Here is an 18,155-nt window from a genome sequence, read left to right as displayed (position 1 = left end):
GTATTAAAAAGTTAAGTTAATTCCCATTAAATAATTTCGGGTAGAAGGGTTATTGGTTCCGATTACCAACTGACGGGACTGGTATCCGTTGACAGCCTGATTCTGATTACCAAAAGAGTTCGGTTCCGGATCCATTCCGGAGAATTTATGGTACGGAGAGAACAACACTACCGGATTGGTAACGGTAAAATACACCCTGAAGCTGTTGATTTTTAAATCTTTCAGGAAATCTTTGTTGATGTTATACCCTAACGTAATGGTACGCAGTTTAACATAAGACGCGTCAAACATAGCCAGTGTGGAAGAATATTTAGGGTTGTCTCCGCTTAAGTGTCTTCCAGGACGCGGAAAATAAGCATCCGTATTGTCTTCTGTCCAGTAATCAACATCCACGTTATTTCCTCTACCGGTCATTCTGTTCAGGTAACTCGCAGATCCGTACAGCGTACTGATCAGGATTCCGCCATGCTGGAATGCTCCAACGGTACTTAAATCAAAGTTTTTATACGCGAAACGCATGTTGAAACCTCCCTGGAATTTAGGAGCAGTATCGAAAATCTGACGGTCTGCAGGGCCGATCGCTCTTACCGGTGTTCCGTCTGCATTATATCCTCCGGTATACAGTACCTTGATAGATCCTACAACATCTCTCGGATCGCCAGGTTCCAGAATTCCCATGTGCTGATCTCCGGCCTGCCATAATCCGATGTATTGATAATCATACAAAGCATTAATATTATGGCCTACAAACCAAAGGTTGGATTCATCTTTATCAATTCCTGAGGCAAGCGCTAAGATTTTGTTTCTGTTGGTATAGAAATTTACGCCTGCTTCCCAGGTAAATCCTTCAGGATTGTCGAAAATAACGCCGTTCAAAGCTACTTCAAATCCTTTGTTTTCTGTTTCAGCAACATTGGAAATTACATTGACAAGACCGGATGACATCGGAAGGTTTTTAGATGTCAATAAGTCGAAAGTATGCGTTTTATAATATTCTACGCTACCGGAAAGCCTGTTGTTAAATAACCCGAAATCCACACCGTAATTCTGTGTTTTGGAATATTCCCATCCTAAGCCCGGATTAGGAGCCTGAGTTACATACACCCCTGTGCTGCTGCCGGATCCGAAATTATACGGAGCCACAGCCATCTGCCCTAATGTGGAATATGGCGCTACTGCCTGGTTGGATGTTTGTCCCCATCCTGCTCTTAGCTTCAACAGGTTGATCGCTTTGATATTCTGCATGAATGACTCATTCGTTACATTCCATCCTAATGATAATGCAGGATAGGTATGCCATTTATTTCCCGGGGCCAGTCTGGATGATCCGTCAGCACGCAGTGTTGCTGTAATCATATACTTATTGTCGAAAGTATACATTACCCTTCCCATAGCCGACAGAAGTCCGTTTTTAGTATATACCTGATCTTCCGGCCTAACGGTAATGTCTGCCTGGGGCGATTGTCCCAGGTTATAATACTGGAAGAAATCTGCAGGTACATTCTTAGCACTCATATAAGAACTGGTGTACTTATTATCTTCTGCAGAATATAAGGCAACAGCATTGATTTTATGCTTCCCGAAATTACGGTCATATGTCAGGAGGTTCTCCAGTACCCAGTGGTATGTCTGGTTGTTCCCTCTACCGGCAGATGAAGGTCCAAGCGGATTGGTATTGAATACCCCTACTCCAGCATAGTTGCCACTGTTGGAAGTACGGTAATCCAATCCTACGTTTAGTCTGTATTTCAATCCGTTCAGCGGTAAAGTAAGTTCACCGTACATATTGTTGTAGGAAGCAAAGGATTTGGTTTCATCAACATATTTATCACCTAAACTTTCTATAGACTGACGGGTATAAATCCATGTCTGGTCGATTCCTCCGGCCGTAATCATGGTTCTCTTAAGGCTGCCGTCTGCATTGTACGGATTAACTAGTGGAGAATATCCCAGTACAGCTCCGGGATTCAGCCCGTTTCCTTCTGATTGCGAGTAATTGGTATTGGTGGTGAAACCGAATTTGAAATTCTTACCTACCTGCTGGTCAACAGCCATACGCAGGGCAAATCGCTCGTAATTCTGAAGCGGAATCAAGGCATCCTGTTTGAAATAAGATAAGCCAACATTATAGTTTCCGCCTTCCGTTCCACCGGATACGCCGATATCGTGGCTGGTGATCATAGCCGGCTTATAATATAAATCCTGCCAGTCTGTATTGTTGTTTACAGATTCGTCTCCGGTAGTCGCATACAACGGATTCGCACTGTTAAAAGGAGTAGCATAAGCACGAAGTTTCGCAAACTTAGGACCGTCCATCATCGGGTATTTAGAAAACAGCGTCTGAACTCCGGTGAAGTTATTGTAGGTGAAACGCGGTTTCTGGCCTTTAGAACCTCTGTTGGTTGTCACTAAAATAACCCCGTTGGCTCCTCTTGAACCGTAAATGGCTGTTGCAGAAGCATCCTTTAGGATATCAATACTCTTGATATCGCTGGAGCTGATGTCACTTAATGATCCCACAAACGGAATTCCGTCCAGAACGATCAGAGGATCATTGCTTCCGGTAAGAGACCTTGTTCCACGGATACGGATCTGCATCGAAGCCCCCGGCTTTGTGGAAGACTGTGATATGTCCACCCCCGCTGCTCTGCCCTGTAAAGCCTGGGTAATGTTGGCAGAAGGAACCTCTCTTAAAGCGTCACCTTTTACGGTGGCTACAGATCCGGTAACCGCTTCTTTTCTCTGGGTACCGTATCCGATGACAACAACTTCCTCTATCTTTTTCTCTTTAGGCAGGGTATCTCTCTTCGCTTGTGAATAAGCAAGGCTGGAAGGCAATAATGCCATGGCAAAAAATACCGTTGCCTTATTAATTTTAATAGGTTTAAATCCTTTCATAATTACTCGTATTTTAATTATACATCCGGGATGAAGGGTTCTGTAACGGCTTCATTCCAAAGTTTTTTGTATTCATGGTTAGATATACATGTTGATAATGGCCTCGAATAATTCCTGCTTGCCGCTCTTCGGCTGTGGCTCCCCTATTTCGTGAGCAATTTTCTGAAGGTCTTCCAGTGTAAGCTTACCTTCCTCAAATGCTTTTCCGCTTCCAAGGTCAAAAGAAGAATATCTTTCTGTTCTCAATGATTTATAATCTGAATTTTCCAGGATATCGGCAGCGACTATCAAACCTTTGGCAAAAGCATCCATACCGGAAACGTGAGAGATGAAAAGATCTTCGGCATCAATTGAATTACGACGGATTTTAGCATCGAAATTCACACCTCCGGTTCCTAATCCTCCTCCCTGGAGAATAACCATCCATGCCTGAGCCAGTTCGTAGTAATCGATCGGGAACTGGTCTGTATCCCATCCATTCTGGTAATCACCTCTGTTGGCATCGATGCTTCCTAATAATCCTGCGTCTACAGCAGCCTGTAATTCATGCTCGAAAGTATGTCCAGCCAAGGTAGCGTGGTTCACCTCAAGGTTCAGTTTGAAATCTTTATCAAGACCGTAATGTCTCAGGAATCCGATTACCGTTTCCGCATCATAGTCATACTGGTGCTTTGTAGGCTCCATAGGTTTAGGCTCGATCAGGAAAGCTCCCTGGAAGCCTTGCTTACGGGCATAATCACGGGACATGGTAAGGAAACGTGCCAGGTGTTCTTTTTCACGCTTCATATCGGTATTCAGAAGGCTCATATACCCTTCTCTTCCTCCCCAGAACACATAGTTTTCTCCTCCCAGTGCAATGGTAGCATCAATAGAGTTTTTCACTTGGGTTCCTGCACAGGCTACTACATCAAAATTAGGGTTGGTAGAAGCTCCGTTCATATATCTTTCGTGGGTAAATACATTGGCCGTTCCCCATAAAAGTTTGATTCCTGTTTCCTGCTGCTTTTCTTTGGCATATTCTACTACAGCCTGAAGGTTGCTTTCGTATTCCTTCCAGTTTCCTGCAGGTTCTACCAGGTCGATATCATGAAAACAGTAAAAACCGAAGCCCATTTTTTTCATGAATTCGAAACCGGCATCCATTTTATATTTCGCTCTGGAAACCGCATCAGTTCCCATATTCCAGGGATGGTGGATAGTTGCCCCTCCGAAAGGGTCGCTTCCGTCTGCACATAAGGTATGCCACCAAGCCATGGCAAAGCGCGTCCAGTCTTTCATCGGTTTTCCCATAACGATCCTTTCTGCATCATAATAGCGGAACGCCATAGGGTTCCTGCTTTCTCTGCCCTCAAATTTAACTTCGTCAATACCAGGGAAAAACTCTTTCGTTTCTTTTACAATGTTCATATATATTTATTTTTTGTTTTATATTGATTAATGTTGATGCCGTTTTCAGGCATATGATCCCCCTTTCCTGCTGATTTTTTCATTATCCCAGGATCAGGTTTTTTGCTTTTAATATTCAGGTTTATACGATTTCTTTAAGATGTTCCTGCCATCTTGAATAGGCTTCTAAATACTGTTCTCTTTTTTCGGTTTCCGGCTCAAACACGGCTATTTTTTCCAATGAAGAAAAGGCTTCGTCAGAATTGGCATAAAACCCGATTCCGATTCCCGCTGCCCTTGCTGCTCCTACCGCTCCATCCGTATCATACAGTTCAATAACGGCGTTGCTTACACTGGAAAGGGACTGCCTGAAGATTGAACTTAAAAACATATTGGCATTTCCGGCACGGATCACATTGATCTCCATTCCCATATTCCTCATGATGTTCATTCCGTATTCATAGGAGAAGACAATTCCCTCCTGGGCTGCACGCAGGATATCCCCTTTGGAGTGGATATTGAAATTGATACCATGGATAGAACAGTGCGTATCTTTATTTTCCAGCACTCGTTCTGCTCCGTTTCCGAAAGGAATAATGCTCAGCCCCTTTGATCCGATAGGAGAAAGAGAGGCCATATCGTTCATGTCCCCGTAAGACGACAGTGAAGTGGCGAAATTATGTTTCATCCAGGAATTCAGAATTCCTGTTCCATTGATGCAGAGCAATACGCCCAGACGGGTCTGGTCTGCAGTATGGTTAACGTGTGCAAAGGTGTTGACTCTGGAAAGGTCATCATATTCAAGCTTATCCAGGACACCATATACGACTCCTGAAGTTCCCGCCGTAGAGGCAATTTCCCCTGGGTTGAAGACATTCAGTGAAAGGGCGTTGTTCGGCTGGTCGCCGGCTCTGTAAGAGATCGGGGTACCTTCTTTAAGCCCTAATTCGCGGGCTGCTTCTGCAGATACGGCAGCCTGAATACCGAAAGTCGGGATGATTTCAGGGAAGAAGCTTGAAGGAATCCCGTAGTGATTCACCACATCTTCTGAAATACAGTTGTTTTTGAAATCCCAGAAAATCCCTTCAGATAAACCTTCAACCGTCATTCCGATCTGTCCGGAAAGCCTCATGGCAATATAATCGCCCGGAAGCATGATCTTGTCGATTTTTTCGAAAATTTCAGGCTCATTCTCCTTTACCCAGGCCAGTTTGGAGGCGGTAAAGTTTCCCGGAGAATTCAGAAGATGGGAAAGGCATTTTTCAGGGCCTATTTCCTGGAATGCTTTTTCACCGTACGGCACGGCACGGCTGTCACACCAGATGATGGATGGGCGCAGGAGGCTCTGGTCTTTGTCTACCAGGATCAGCCCATGCATCTGCCAGGTAATGCCGATGGCCTTAATGTCTTCCGCATCCACTCCGGACTCATGCATCACAGATTCGTGGGCAAGCTTAAGGTTGGTCCACCAGTCTGCAGGGTTCTGCTCTGCCCAGCCAGGATGGACAGCAGTAATTTTCATTTCTTTTTTAGGGGAAAAGTCTGAAGCAATTATTTTTCCACTGGATGCCTCAATGAGACAAACTTTCACAGAAGAACTGCCGATATCGTAGCCTAGCAAGTACATAATTTCAAAAAGTGATTTATTTTATAAGTTTCGTATTGTTTTTCCTGAACACTTTGGCGTCGAATTTATAGTATCTTGCCGCACGGTGCGCTACATTCGTTTCTATCTCGTCCAGAGGGATGATGTAGTTGAATGAAGAAATCTTTTTATGGAAGTTTTTGATATCGATCCGCTTTTCACTCAGGGCACTGTACAGCTGGTACAGCTGCCTGATGGTAAATCTTTTCGGAAGCAATTCGAAAATGATGGAGAAGTCTGACTCGATCCATTTCCTGATCTCTATCAGCGATTCGCTGATGATTTTATTATGGTCGAAAGGAAGCAATGGTACTTTGTCAATCGGGCACCAGTCTACCGTATCGTATTTGGTACTGTTGATCTTATGGTCTATTTTACACAGAGAAAGATAGGCAACCGTAATAATTCGGTCTATATTGTGTTTATACTCCTCGCCCATCCATTTGATGTCATCTTTGCTGCTGGCTCTCATAGGATCGGCAAAGCATTTAAACTGCTTCAGTACCATTTTTTTGATACCAGTCAGTTCGTGCAATACCCGCTGTGCAGCATCGTCAACGTCCTCTTCACTCAGGATGAGGCTTCCCGGCAGTTTTTTCTGCCTTTCTATCGGTACATTTTCAAAATGACGCTGTGCGAGCAAAATATTAAGCCTGTTTTCGTGGTCAAATCCAAAAACAACACAGTCTACAGAAACATACGTATGAATAAAGCTTGGGCTCATTTGATTGTTAACATTTACGTAACATCACAAATATAAAAATTCATACGAGAAAAAAAAATAAATTTAATTCTATTCCCTGCGAATCAATATTTTACATATCGATTTTTGATGATAACAATGACATACAAAATATGATAAGGTTATCATATTTTTGACAATATTAGAATGATAACCCATTCATAAACAGGAAATAAGTTTAAAAAATACACTTAAAAATTTTAACAAAAAAAAGGAAGTAAAAAATGATAAGAAAAATTATAAATTTTATTATAATTTTTTGAAAATAGTGTAAAAAATCGCAGTTTTAATGTTAATTACGGATTAAATATCCAATAATTTTTCACAATTTTTGAACGTCAGGAACATAATTTTACTCTATTTAAGAAATCTGCTGCCAGGATCCGGAATTATGCGGATTGTTACCCCATAGATGAGGATCTCAGAGCTGATGATGAAATTACTGGATCAAAACCTATACCGTATTTTGCCAGCCCGTGCTGTATGGTCTACCACCAAATTTTTCCCTGCCTTAAGAAGCGTATAAACAAAACCGGTAAGATACAGCCTCACCGGTTAAAAACAAAAATTGATATGGATATGATAATTGTGTTTTTGGTTCTGTTGAAATTACTGGTACAAATTTATATTTATTTAGAATTAATAAAAATAATAAACACATGATATATATCATAAACGCCATTAAACGACTCTGAACAGCAGGTCCAGCTTTTAAAGAGATCATGGATCCTGCAATTCCCAATTGTTAAATATTCTTCTTGTCCACCCTGATCCTTTTATATCAGAACTTATTTTTGCTTCTCCCAGGATGATTACTGCTAAAAAGCCTGCAAGAAATTGCAGGCTTTTCATTCAGTTATTTCTTATCGACTTTTATCCTTTCTGCTCTGTTGGCAATATCCCAGGCTGTGGTAAATACCAGCTGTGCTCTTTTTTGTAACAGCGGATAATCTATTTTTTCCGGGTCATCCGTAGGCTTATGGTAATCTTCATGGATACCGTCAAAGAAAAAAGCTACGGGAACATTGTTCTTCGCAAAATTATAATGGTCAGACCTGTAATACAATCGCTGGGGATCATTGGGATCATCATATTTATAATTCAATTCAAGATTATGGGTCCTCTTATTGGCCGCTTCATTAATTACCTTCAGTTCTGTGCTCAGCATTTCTGATCCAATAACATAGACGTACTGTTTTCCCCTGTTTTCGGGGTCATCCCTTCCTATCATATCAATATTAAGATCCACGACCGTATTGGCCAGCGGAAAGACAGGATGGGAAGAATAATATTCTGACCCGAACAGTCCATGCTCCTCACCGGTTACATGAAGGAAAAGAATGGATCTTTTCGGTCCGTGACCGGCTTTTTTAGCAGCCTGGAAAGCTTTTGCGATCTGCATTACAGCTACCGTTCCACTGCCATCATCATCAGCGCCGTTAAAGACTACCCCATTTTTTGTTCCGACATGGTCATAATGGGCAGAAACCACGACAATTTCATCCGGTTTTTCTGTGCCTTCTATAAATGCCAGGATATTTTCAGAATCCGGGAGACCGGACGCTCCTCTCTCCTTCATAAAATCTGCGGGTACTTTCTGATAATATGATCCCAATGGTTTAGGATACGATATCCCAAGGCTTTTATAATAATCAACCATGTAAACACCTGCTTTTTTCTGGCCGGGGCTGCCTGTATCGCGGCCTTCCATTTCATCTGAAGCAATCACATACAGGTTTTTCTTCAGCTCTTCTGCTTTAATACTTTTGTAGGAAGCCATAAAAGCTTTATCAGCGGGGGAAGCTGACTGAGAAGCAGTTTTTCCGTCAGAAACCTTTGTAGTGCTGCAGCTTACCGCTAAAGCCATGGAAAAAAGAGGGATGATCAGTTTTTTCATTTTCAAATAATTTGCCTAAAAATAAAGAAATTTATTTAATCCTGAATGGATGTGTATTTTTATTATATTTGATTTAAATGCATAGCGGATGAAAAAAATTTACCGGTTCAGTGATTATTCTTTTTTTTCGGACATGTCCGAACTTGCTCGTAAAAACAATAGTTTTGACCTTTCGCTGGGACTTCCCGACTTTGATATTGATGAACGCCTGAAATACTATCTGAAAGAATCAGTAGAATGTGATGTGCATCAGTATGAACCTCTTGCCGGAAGCCCGATGCTGATTCAGAATATCATACGTTTTAATGCGCAAAGGAAAAACAGCATTATTATAAATGAAAACGAGATCAGCATCATTCCATGTGCTACTTTTGCATTGCACACCGCACTGAAATCTGTATTGAAACCCGGAGACGAAGTAGTCATCATACAGCCGTCGTATTATACCTATGGCCCTTCAGTCGTGATGAACGGCGGAATTCCTGTCTATTATGAACCTGAACCTGATTTCTCCACCAACTGGGATCAGCTGAAATCCTGCATTTCGTCAAAAACCAAAGCTGTTATTGTCAACTCGCCGCAAAACCCAACCGGTAAAGTGTGGAACCAGTCCGACTGGAACCAGCTGTATCATCTTATTTCCGACCGCAATATTTACCTGATATCAGAAGAAATTTATGACCTGTACTGTTATGACGGCGCAGAGCATTACAGTTCTTTCCTTCATCCTGAGCTTAAGAAAAAAACGTTCTGCATATTCTCATTCGGGAAAATGTTTCACTGTACCGGATGGAAAGTAAGTTATATGCTGGCCCCGGAAGACCTTACCTCACAATTCCGTTCTCATCAGCAGTATCTTTCCTACGGAGCCAATGCTCCGGCACAGTATGCACTGGCAAAGTATCTGCATGGATTCGATTTTGAGCAGCATCAGAGTGTGATGCAGCATAAAAGGGATTTGTTCAATACACTGATTGCCGAAACTCCTTTAGAAACGGATCATCCATGTGAAGGAAGTGTTTTTCAGACCGTCAATTTCAGGAATGTATCGAAGACAATGACTGATGTGGAATTTTCACAATGGCTCACAGCTGAAAAGTTGGTAGCGTGCCTTCCCTTATCCGCATTCTACCATCTAAGGCAAAACTCAGATTATATCCGTTTCAGTTTCTTAAAAAAAGACGAAACCATTATTCAGGCTTTAGAGCATCTTAAGAGAGTTTTGTAGATCAAAAAAAGCACTGCCGAAAGACAGTGCTGTATTGTTAAACCTTGAAATTTATTTAATTCCTGATTTCCGGAATCAGAAAGAAAGGACACGGATATCAATCCTTCTGTTCCTGGCTTTACATTCATCCGTATCATTGGCAACGCAAACCGGATGCTGGGATCCGTAACCTTCTGCATCCATACGGTCTGCTGCAATGCCCATCTCCAATAGTTTCAGTTTAGCCGTCTGAGCACGCAGGTTGGATAAGCTTTGATTGCTTTCTTCATTGCCGGTATTATCCGTATAGCCTCCGATCTTGATTTTCAGGTCAGGGTACGCATTCATGATCTCAGCCAGGTTCAGGAGCTGTGCGTCAGCGCCTGCCTTAAGATCACTAGAACCATTTTCAAAATATAAATTTTCAATCGTAAACCATTGATCAGGATTCAGAAGAGCCTGATCCTTACGTTTTAATAAGGTATACATCTGGTAGAGTTGGGTACCGTCTCCAATGGAAATGGTTTTCCCTCCTTTTAGTTTAACCTGCTGTACATTTCCTGTTTCGTATACGAAGTCACCGTTTTCATTTAAATGGCCTTTGGTTTCCAGTATGGCAGGTGAAATGGCAGGTGATCCGGCCGGACCCTGAACAGGCTGGCTTGCCACAGTTCCGGTAAGCCGCTCTATTTTAGCGGTTCGCTCCGCTTCAATCTTATCTTTATGGATCACGGCCAATGTAGGCGCTATAACCAGTGAAACGATAGACATCAGCTTGATCAGGATGTTCATGGATGGCCCGGATGTATCTTTAAAAGGATCTCCTACCGTATCTCCTGTTACAGAAGCCTTATGAGGCTCAGAACCTTTATAATAAGTCTGTCCGTTGATATCCACCCCTTTTTCAAAAGATTTTTTCGCATTGTCCCAGGCTCCTCCTGCGTTATTCTGGAACATTCCCATGAGCACACCGCAAACCGTTGCTCCTGCCAGAAAACCTCCCAGGACTTCAGGGCCAAAAATAAATCCGATCAGTAAAGGAGAAATGATGGCGATTGCCCCCGGCATCATCATTTTCCTGATGGAAGCATCGGTAGAAATGGCTACGCATTTTTCATATTCCGGTTGGGCCTTTCCTTCCAGGATTCCGGGTATTTCCCTGAACTGCCTTCTTACTTCCTCCACCATAGCCATGGCTGCCTGTCCTACGGCGGTAATGGCTAATGAGGAAAAGATAAACGGGACCATCCCTCCAATGAATAAACCTGCCAGTACATCGGCACGGTAAATATCAATGCCATCAATCCCTGCAATCCCCACAAAAGCGGCAAAAAGTGCAAGGGCAGTTAATGCAGCAGAAGCAATGGCAAAACCTTTTCCGGTAGCAGCCGTCGTATTGCCTACTGCATCCAGGATATCGGTTTTCTCCCTAACTTCTTTCGGAAGTTCACTCATTTCTGCAATACCACCGGCATTGTCGGCAATTGGCCCGAATGCATCAATGGCCAGCTGCATGGCTGTAGTAGCCATCATTCCGGCAGCTGCAATGGCAACACCATATAATCCGGCACAGAGATAAGATCCGTAAATCCCGCCGGCCAGTACGATGATCGGTAACAATGTAGATTCCATCCCGACGGAAAGCCCCCCGATAATATTGGTAGCATGCCCGGTAGATGACTGCCGTATAATGCTGGATACGGGTCTTTTGCCTATAGCAGTATAATATTCCGTGATAAGACTCATGAGGGTTCCTACCACCAGGCCAACAATAATAGCTCCGAAAACACCCATTTTTGAAAACTCATATTCTCTTAACACCATGGTTTCAGGCAGAAGATAAGTGACCAGGAAATACGATGCGATAGCGGTTATAATGATGCTGCCCCAATTTCCGAGATTCAGTGCGTTCTGCACGCTGGAGGTTGAGGAATCCTCGTGATCATTGATCCTGACGAAAAAAGTACCTGCAATCGAAAACAGGATCCCGGTTCCGGCAATCAGCATCGGTAATAGGATTGGTGCAAAACCACCGAATGCATCATCCGATATGGTTTCTCTTCCCAATACCATGGTAGCAAGGACGGTTGCTACATATGACCCGAAAAGGTCAGCTCCCATACCGGCAACATCCCCCACATTGTCCCCTACGTTGTCTGCAATGGTTGCAGGATTTCTCGGATCATCTTCAGGAATTCCTGCTTCTACTTTACCTACTAGGTCTGCGCCTACATCGGCTGCTTTCGTGTAAATTCCACCACCCACCCTGGCAAACAGGGCAATGGATTCTGCTCCCAGTGAAAATCCGGTAAGAATTTCAATGGTCCTCTGCATCTCCAGGGAATCCACAGGGGCATCTGAAGCAAAAATCTGCTTGATGATCAGGAAAAGGCCTCCCAGTCCCAGTACAGCCAGCCCGGCTACTCCCATCCCCATTACGGAACCTCCTGTAAATGATACTTTCAGCGCTTTGGACAATGAGGTCTTTGCCGCTTCAGCCGTCCTGACATTGGCTTTGGTGGCAATTTTCATCCCGATGAAACCTGCACAGGCAGAAAACACCGCGCCTACAATGAATGCAATTCCGATCGTCCAGTGAGAATCGGGATTGGTCATGCCCATTACAGCAAGGAGGATGGCGACAATAATAACAAAATAAGTAAGAATTCGGTATTCGGCTTTTAGAAAAGCCATGGCACCGTCAGCAATATATCCGCTGATCAGTTTCATTTTTTCATCCCCGGCATTTTGCTTGCTCACCCATTTGCTCTGAAGAAATGTGTAAACCAAAGCAATAATACCGAAAACGGGTACTAGTGCAAATAGATTCATAGTTTAATATTTTGGTTACAGAAATATAATGAATAATTCTCATAGAATATTAAATCCTGCTGATTATTTCTGCGCTGAATCCTGAAAAGCAATACGGTACGGTTACTAAGGTATCAGATCCGGTTCAGAATTCATGAATTCATATAACAGAATAGGGATAAACAAAATGCTTATCCCTATGTCTATATCGGTATGCCGGAGCAGATTATCCCCCGAACTTATCTGCGTAATCCTGCTGTGAAGCCTTGATCACCAGCTTGGCATGTTCAGCGCCGTATATCTCCTGGATTCTGCATTTCGCAGGCTCATCCGGAAGGTTTTTGTAGGTTAGGAAATAGTGCATCAACCGGTTTACTTCCGCCTGCGGAAGTTCAGAAATATCTCTGAAATGTCCGAATGCATGGTCATTGATCATGACAGCAACAATTTTATCATCAGCCTCACCTCCGTCAATCATTTTAAAGCCTCCGATAGGAATCGCCTCCATAAGCAATCCGCCTGCATGGATGTTGTGAGAACTCAATACACAGATATCCAAAGGATCATGATCCCCCATCGTAACATCCTGTGCTCCTCTTTCCACAGCCAGCCTCATCACTTCGTTATTACAGTAGGTTCTCGGAACGAAACCGTATAAAGCAGGAATGATATTGGAAAACTTCTGGGGCCTGTCTACTTTAAGGTACCCGGTTTCCTTATCAATTTCATATTTGATGGTATCTGAAGGAACGATTTCTACAAAAACGTTCACCACATTCGGCGCATCTTCCCCTGCAGAAATTCCATGCCATGGATGTGCTTTAAAATTTGGAATCATTATTTATTTATTATTTTTAAGTTAATATTAAAATTTCTCTCCGCAGATCTTCCATCGTGGCGGCAATATAATCTTCACCATTGATGTAGTTCATAATGAACACCGTTTTGAACTCTTCCAGGCTCGGATTGTTGTTCAGGTCTTCGTAAGTTTTGTGAAGCAGGGCAATGACCGCTGTTTTAGAATCGGTAATATTCTGCCATGCATTTTTCGTCAGATAAAGCTGCTGCGAGGCATTGTATTCAAACTCCTCAGTAACGGCTTTCTCAGTAAGGAAAATAAATTCGTGAACGGCAAGGTCCCTGTCAAATTTCTGGATCAGGTTAGACGGCTTGATCCGCTCCATAAAAAGCGTCATCCTTTCATATGCATTCGTCTTATTCTCTGAGCCTGATTTTATCGTAAGAAGTTTGAGCTCCTGATTTTTAAGCGTGATGTAGGAATGTACGAATTGCCTCAGCAAAACCAGAAAAGGGATTGCAATAATGAGCGCAAATGCATAGGGCAGATATCCAGAAAAACTTGTCATCATTTCAGGATGCAAAATTAATAATATTTTCTGAATTACGGCCTACACTCACAGCTGTTTATAGTCTATGATATAAATTATGCAAATCTTTTGAGAAAGCGGTTTTCAATGTAGCAATATTCATGAAGTTCTGCCCCGAAACTTTTAAAGAAAATTTCAATTCCACGCAGGTTGCTGCCCATGAAATTGAATGATTTTTCATGAATGTAGGTATTCAGTATTTTATCAATGAGAAATGATGCGCCGTTTTCTTTTTTGAATGTATCATCATTAATGAGTGCCAACAACGATAACTGATCCGATTCCGCTACCATTATAGCAAGATTAATAAGCTGATCTCCTTTATAGGCGCCACAACACTGAAGGGATTGATGTTGCTGGAGAAAATTAAGGTAACGAATAAGTTTTTCAAAATCATTTTTCTTAGGCAATCCTTTGAAATGACCTTGTATAAACGAAAATACTTCTCTAAAATCGCTTATTTTTTTATAAAACAGATGTTGTGACCATTTCACAGTGGATTTTCTTCCCTTAAAATATTTTTGCCGCCGCAAAATGCTGTATTCTGTCTTACCGATTATATAATTTTTTCTTTTGGATATAGGCTGTAAAAAGACATTTACATCATTAAACGAATAGAAGAAAACGACATAATATGTATTTAAAAAGTTTAAAAATCGCTCATTGATTTCAGGACTATCTATTTTGGAAAAGACTCCAAGCTGCTGACAGAACAGTGGCATTGATACAAGGTTGATTCCCAGCTTTTTTTTTATGCTGACAGGCATAACCGCTTCATAGTCATTGAGCACCAAAATATGCCAGTTACCGGAAAGTTCGTCAAGGACTTCTTTACGCGCATACCAGTTTTTCTGTACAGAAAATTGCAGACAGGCGGAATATTTTTCAAAATCAATGTCGTTGTAGCGTATCTTCCTGATCATATTAATCCTTCGTCTGAAAAACTGAAATAAGCATTTTCGGTGATAATAAGATGATCCAGCAGCTGTATGTTCAGGAAACTTCCTGCTTCTTTGATTTTGGCTGTAATGCTCATATCTTCACGGCTGGGCTTCAGGCTGCCTGATGGGTGGTTGTGTGCAATAATGATCCCTGTAGAGAAATGTTCAAGTGCCGTTTTAAAAAGAATCCTGACATCTACAATAGACTGGCTGATTCCACCGTGTGTAAGTTTGGAAATATGGATGACCTTATTGCTCTGATTGAGGAATACAGCCCAGAATTCTTCTGTGCGGAGATCCGAAAGGTATGTTTTTAAAAGATGGTAGGCATCATCGCTGTTGCCAATCACTGCTTTGTCCGGAATTTCCTGATGAGCCCTTCTACGGCCGATTTCCAGAGCTGTAGCGATGGAAATGGCTTTTACTTCGCCTATGCCCTTGAATTTCATCAGCTCCTTTGCAGAAAGCAGGCTCAGCTGATGCCAACTGTTATTCACCGAAGCCAGGACTTTTCTTGCCAGCTCCACTGCCGATTCATTCCTGCTTCCGCTTCCCATGATAATGGCAAGGAGCTCAGAATCCGAAAGCGAGCTCCTGCCTTTGAGCAGGAACTTTTCCCTGGGCCGGTCATCTTCTGCAAGAAATTTTATGGTCATGGTTTACAGCTGTTTATAATGATAAATTTAAATGTATAAAATCTTTTTTACAATATGATCGGGCGTCCACCATTATTCAATGATCATCCCATCTCTCATCACTAATTTACGGTCAGTAATTTCAGCTAAGTTAGGATTGTGCGTCACAATCACGAAAGTCTGGTTATATTTATCCCTGAGATCAAAAAAAAGCCGGTGTAAGTCATCTGCATTTTTTGAATCCAGATTTCCTGTCGGTTCATCGGCGAAAATAATTTTTGGGGTGTTGATTAAAGCTCTCGCTACCGCTACCCTCTGTGCTTCGCCTCCCGAAAGCTGGTTAGGCTTATGGTGCAGCCTCTGCTCTATCTTAAGGTCCTCAAACAGGGCATAAGCTTTTTCCAAAGCATCCTTTTCCTGAGCTCCGGCAATTTTTGTAGGAAGCAATACATTTTCCAATGCTGTAAATTCAGGTAAAAGCTGATGAAACTGAAATACAAATCCGATATTCTGATTCCTGAAACGGGAAAGCTGCCTGTCATTCATATTGATGAAAGACTCTCCGGCAATGCTTATCTCTGTATCATACTGTTTAGAACTGGTAGGCTGGTCAAGAGTTCCCAGAATCTGTAGCAATGTAGATTTCCCTGCACCGGACTCTCCCACAATAGACACGACCTCACCTGTCTTGATGGTGATATCAACCCCCTTTAATACATTCAGATTCCCGTAGGATTTATGAATATTCCTTGCTATAATCATATTTCAAAAGTAATGAATCTCAACAGAATTTTCAGCATATAAACCACCAAATTTTATCATTTTATACCACCCATTAATTTTTTAAACCTGATACTTTCAGAAAGTTTAAAGCTTCCGTTAAATCCACAAAAAAACCTCCCGTTAAGAGAGGTTTCTGTTATTTTGAATCTGAAGAATTACAGTAACAGCGTTAAAGGATTTTCCAGATACGTTCTTAAAGTCTGAAGGAATTCAGCTCCTGTAGCTCCATCCACTACTCTGTGGTCGCAAGCCAGTGAAAGCTTCATCGTATTACCTACAACAATCTGTCCGTCCTTCACTACAGGCTTTTCAATGATAGCCCCTACGGAAAGGATGGCAGAGTTTGGCTGGTTGATAATGCTGGTGAACGTCTCGATTCCGAACATACCCAGGTTGGAAATTGAGAAGGTAGACCCCTCCATTTCATTCGCCTTAAGGCCTTTAGACTTCGCTCTTGACGCCATGTCTTTTACTGCGGCAGAAATCTGCGTATAGTTCATCTGATCCGTATTTTTAAGGACAGGAACTACTAATCCGTCCGGAATAGCCACCGCTACACCGATATTGATATTGCCTCTGTGAATGATCTTATCTCCGGCCCAGCTTGAATTCACCTGTGGATGCTTTCTTAAAGCTACGGCAGTTGCCTTAATGATCATATCATTGAAAGAAACTTTGGTATCCGGTAAGGAATTGATTTCTTTTCTCGCTGCAATAGCTTTATCCATGTTGATTTCCACCATCAGATAATAGTGAGGCGCAGAGAATTTGCTTTCGGAAAGTCTTTTGGCAATGATGTTTCTTACCTGAGAATTCTGGGTCTCGGTATCTTCACCCTGTACGAAGTTTACAGCAACCTGAGCAGCGGCACTGGCTGCAGGCGCGGATGCCGTAGGCTGAGCCTGTGAAGGCTGGTAATTTTCGATATCTTTTTTAACGATCCTTCCGTTTTCACCCGAACCCTGGATTGCATTGATATCAACCCCTTTATCCTGAGCCATTTTCTTAGCCAGCGGAGAAATAGCCACACGGTCTGAAGATGCATGGTCTGCAGCCGGTTCAGCAGCTTTTTCCTCTTTAGACTGTGCTTTCTCTTCAGCAGCAGGCTTCTGTGATTCCGTTTTGGTTTCAGATTTCGGAGCACCTACAGAAGAAATGTCGGTACCTTCAGGGCCAATGATCGCCAGTACGGAATCCACCGGTGCAGCACCGCCTTCTTCCACACCCTGCTTCAACAGGACACCGTTGAATTCAGACTCGAAATCCTGAACAGCCTTATCGGTTTCTATCTCAGCGAGGAGATCCCCTTCTTTTACCTGGTCTCCTACTTTTTTATGCCATTTAGCCACTTTCCCTTCAGTCATGGTATCGGAAAGCCTTGGCATCGTAATCATTTCCACACCGGCAGGCACTTCGGCATCCGTCTGCTCTACGCTGCTGGCATGATGTTCTGTTTTCAGTTCCTCATCCACTTTTTTCTCTTCAGAGTCACCGGATGCAGGAGCACTTCCACCGGTTAATCCGGAAATATCTTCTCCTTCATTACCGATGATGGCCAGTACAGAATCCACAGCTGCTGCGCCGTTTTCTTCTACACCTACATATAAAAGCGTACCTTCAACCTCAGATTCGAAATCCTGAACGGCTTTGTCAGTTTCAATTTCAGCAAGAATATCACCTTCCTTTACTTTATCGCCCACTTTTTTATGCCATTTTGCCACCTTACCTTCCGTCATTGTATCGGAAAGACGCGGCATTGTAATTACTTCTGCCATAATTTATTTTAATTTGAAAATGTGGTAATTTGTTCATTTGAAATGCT

General features: G+C 42.5%; 13 protein-coding genes. 1 reads left to right on the top strand and 12 read right to left on the bottom strand.

Going from position 1 to position 18,155, the window contains the following annotated elements; genetic code table 11:
- Nucleotides 1–3: 3 nt before the first annotated feature.
- The 5 genes from CGB83_RS01035 to CGB83_RS01010 form a co-directional block, all read right to left on the bottom strand.
- Complete coding sequence (locus tag CGB83_RS01035; protein WP_100074099.1) at nucleotides 4–2,898, bottom strand: SusC/RagA family TonB-linked outer membrane protein; 2,895 nt, start codon at nucleotides 2,896–2,898, stop codon at nucleotides 4–6.
- A 78-nt stretch (nucleotides 2,899–2,976) separates the two neighbouring features.
- Nucleotides 2,977–4,305 carry a xylose isomerase gene (xylA, locus tag CGB83_RS01030; protein ID WP_100074098.1) on the bottom strand — a complete coding sequence of 443 codons (1,329 nt, stop codon included), beginning with the start codon at nucleotides 4,303–4,305 and terminating at the stop codon, nucleotides 2,977–2,979.
- Nucleotides 4,306–4,426: 121 nt separating this feature from the next.
- Nucleotides 4,427–5,911 carry a xylulokinase gene (locus CGB83_RS01025; protein ID WP_100074097.1) on the bottom strand — a complete coding sequence of 495 codons (1,485 nt, stop codon included), beginning with the start codon at nucleotides 5,909–5,911 and terminating at the stop codon, nucleotides 4,427–4,429.
- Between the two features lie 16 nt (nucleotides 5,912–5,927).
- Nucleotides 5,928–6,653 carry an NUDIX hydrolase gene (locus CGB83_RS01020; RefSeq protein ID WP_100074096.1) on the bottom strand — a complete coding sequence of 242 codons (726 nt, stop codon included), beginning with the start codon at nucleotides 6,651–6,653 and terminating at the stop codon, nucleotides 5,928–5,930.
- A gap of 874 nt (nucleotides 6,654–7,527) precedes the next feature.
- Nucleotides 7,528–8,568, bottom strand: coding sequence for a M28 family peptidase (locus CGB83_RS01010; protein WP_100074094.1), 1,041 nt, complete (start codon nucleotides 8,566–8,568; stop codon nucleotides 7,528–7,530).
- Between the two features lie 88 nt (nucleotides 8,569–8,656).
- Here CGB83_RS01010 and CGB83_RS01005 point away from each other — a divergent pair, with 88 nt between their 5' ends.
- On the top strand, nucleotides 8,657–9,796 hold the full coding sequence (locus CGB83_RS01005) for an aminotransferase class I/II-fold pyridoxal phosphate-dependent enzyme (protein ID WP_100074093.1): 1,140 nt from the start codon (nucleotides 8,657–8,659) through the stop codon (nucleotides 9,794–9,796).
- Nucleotides 9,797–9,871: 75 nt separating this feature from the next.
- Here CGB83_RS01005 and CGB83_RS01000 read toward each other — a convergent pair whose 3' ends face one another.
- The 7 genes from CGB83_RS01000 to CGB83_RS00970 form a co-directional block, all read right to left on the bottom strand.
- Complete coding sequence (locus CGB83_RS01000; protein ID WP_100074092.1) at nucleotides 9,872–12,607, bottom strand: sodium-translocating pyrophosphatase; 2,736 nt, start codon at nucleotides 12,605–12,607, stop codon at nucleotides 9,872–9,874.
- Nucleotides 12,608–12,812: 205 nt separating this feature from the next.
- A complete protein-coding gene (locus tag CGB83_RS00995) occupies nucleotides 12,813–13,424 on the bottom strand; it encodes an inorganic pyrophosphatase (RefSeq protein WP_100074091.1) in 612 nt (203 codons plus the stop codon).
- Between the two features lie 16 nt (nucleotides 13,425–13,440).
- Nucleotides 13,441–13,953: a DUF7935 family protein gene (locus CGB83_RS00990; RefSeq protein WP_100074090.1), complete on the bottom strand. Its 513-nt coding sequence runs from the start codon at nucleotides 13,951–13,953 to the stop codon at nucleotides 13,441–13,443.
- Between the two features lie 77 nt (nucleotides 13,954–14,030).
- A complete protein-coding gene (locus CGB83_RS00985) occupies nucleotides 14,031–14,897 on the bottom strand; it encodes a hypothetical protein (protein WP_100074089.1) in 867 nt (288 codons plus the stop codon).
- Nucleotides 14,894–15,571: a RadC family protein gene (gene radC, locus CGB83_RS00980; protein ID WP_100074088.1), complete on the bottom strand. Its 678-nt coding sequence runs from the start codon at nucleotides 15,569–15,571 to the stop codon at nucleotides 14,894–14,896. Before radC ends, CGB83_RS00985 begins: the two co-directional genes overlap by 4 nt.
- A gap of 72 nt (nucleotides 15,572–15,643) precedes the next feature.
- The gene (locus CGB83_RS00975) at nucleotides 15,644–16,312 is read right to left on the bottom strand and encodes an ABC transporter ATP-binding protein (RefSeq protein WP_100074087.1); all 669 of its coding nucleotides are present in this window, start codon (nucleotides 16,310–16,312) and stop codon (nucleotides 15,644–15,646) included.
- Between the two features lie 176 nt (nucleotides 16,313–16,488).
- Nucleotides 16,489–18,108 carry a pyruvate dehydrogenase complex dihydrolipoamide acetyltransferase gene (locus CGB83_RS00970; RefSeq protein ID WP_100074086.1) on the bottom strand — a complete coding sequence of 540 codons (1,620 nt, stop codon included), beginning with the start codon at nucleotides 18,106–18,108 and terminating at the stop codon, nucleotides 16,489–16,491.
- Between the last annotated feature and the right edge of the window lie 47 nt (nucleotides 18,109–18,155).

Source organism: Chryseobacterium camelliae (assembly GCF_002770595.1).
In the GTDB taxonomy this organism is placed as follows: Bacteria; Bacteroidota; Bacteroidia; order Flavobacteriales; family Weeksellaceae; genus Chryseobacterium; species Chryseobacterium camelliae.
This window is presented reverse-complemented; position numbering and strand designations above follow the sequence as displayed.

Excerpts from the sequence above, each read along its gene's own strand:
- CGB83_RS00985 (WP_100074089.1), bottom strand. The coding sequence starts at position 14,897 with ATGATCAGGAAGATACGCTACAACGACATTGATTTTGAAAAATATTCC.
- CGB83_RS00970 (WP_100074086.1), bottom strand. The coding sequence starts at position 18,108 with ATGGCAGAAGTAATTACAATGCCGCGTCTTTCCGATACAATGACGGAA.
- CGB83_RS01000 (WP_100074092.1), bottom strand. The coding sequence starts at position 12,607 with ATGAATCTATTTGCACTAGTACCCGTTTTCGGTATTATTGCTTTGGTT.
- CGB83_RS01010 (WP_100074094.1), bottom strand. The coding sequence starts at position 8,568 with ATGAAAAAACTGATCATCCCTCTTTTTTCCATGGCTTTAGCGGTAAGC.
- CGB83_RS00990 (WP_100074090.1), bottom strand. The coding sequence starts at position 13,953 with ATGACAAGTTTTTCTGGATATCTGCCCTATGCATTTGCGCTCATTATT.
- CGB83_RS00975 (WP_100074087.1), bottom strand. The coding sequence starts at position 16,312 with ATGATTATAGCAAGGAATATTCATAAATCCTACGGGAATCTGAATGTA.
- CGB83_RS01035 (WP_100074099.1), bottom strand. The coding sequence starts at position 2,898 with ATGAAAGGATTTAAACCTATTAAAATTAATAAGGCAACGGTATTTTTT.
- CGB83_RS01020 (WP_100074096.1), bottom strand. The coding sequence starts at position 6,653 with ATGAGCCCAAGCTTTATTCATACGTATGTTTCTGTAGACTGTGTTGTT.
- CGB83_RS01005 (WP_100074093.1), top strand. The coding sequence starts at position 8,657 with ATGAAAAAAATTTACCGGTTCAGTGATTATTCTTTTTTTTCGGACATG.
- CGB83_RS01025 (WP_100074097.1), bottom strand. The coding sequence starts at position 5,911 with ATGTACTTGCTAGGCTACGATATCGGCAGTTCTTCTGTGAAAGTTTGT.
- xylA (WP_100074098.1), bottom strand. The coding sequence starts at position 4,305 with ATGAACATTGTAAAAGAAACGAAAGAGTTTTTCCCTGGTATTGACGAA.
- radC (WP_100074088.1), bottom strand. The coding sequence starts at position 15,571 with ATGACCATAAAATTTCTTGCAGAAGATGACCGGCCCAGGGAAAAGTTC.
- CGB83_RS00995 (WP_100074091.1), bottom strand. The coding sequence starts at position 13,424 with ATGATTCCAAATTTTAAAGCACATCCATGGCATGGAATTTCTGCAGGG.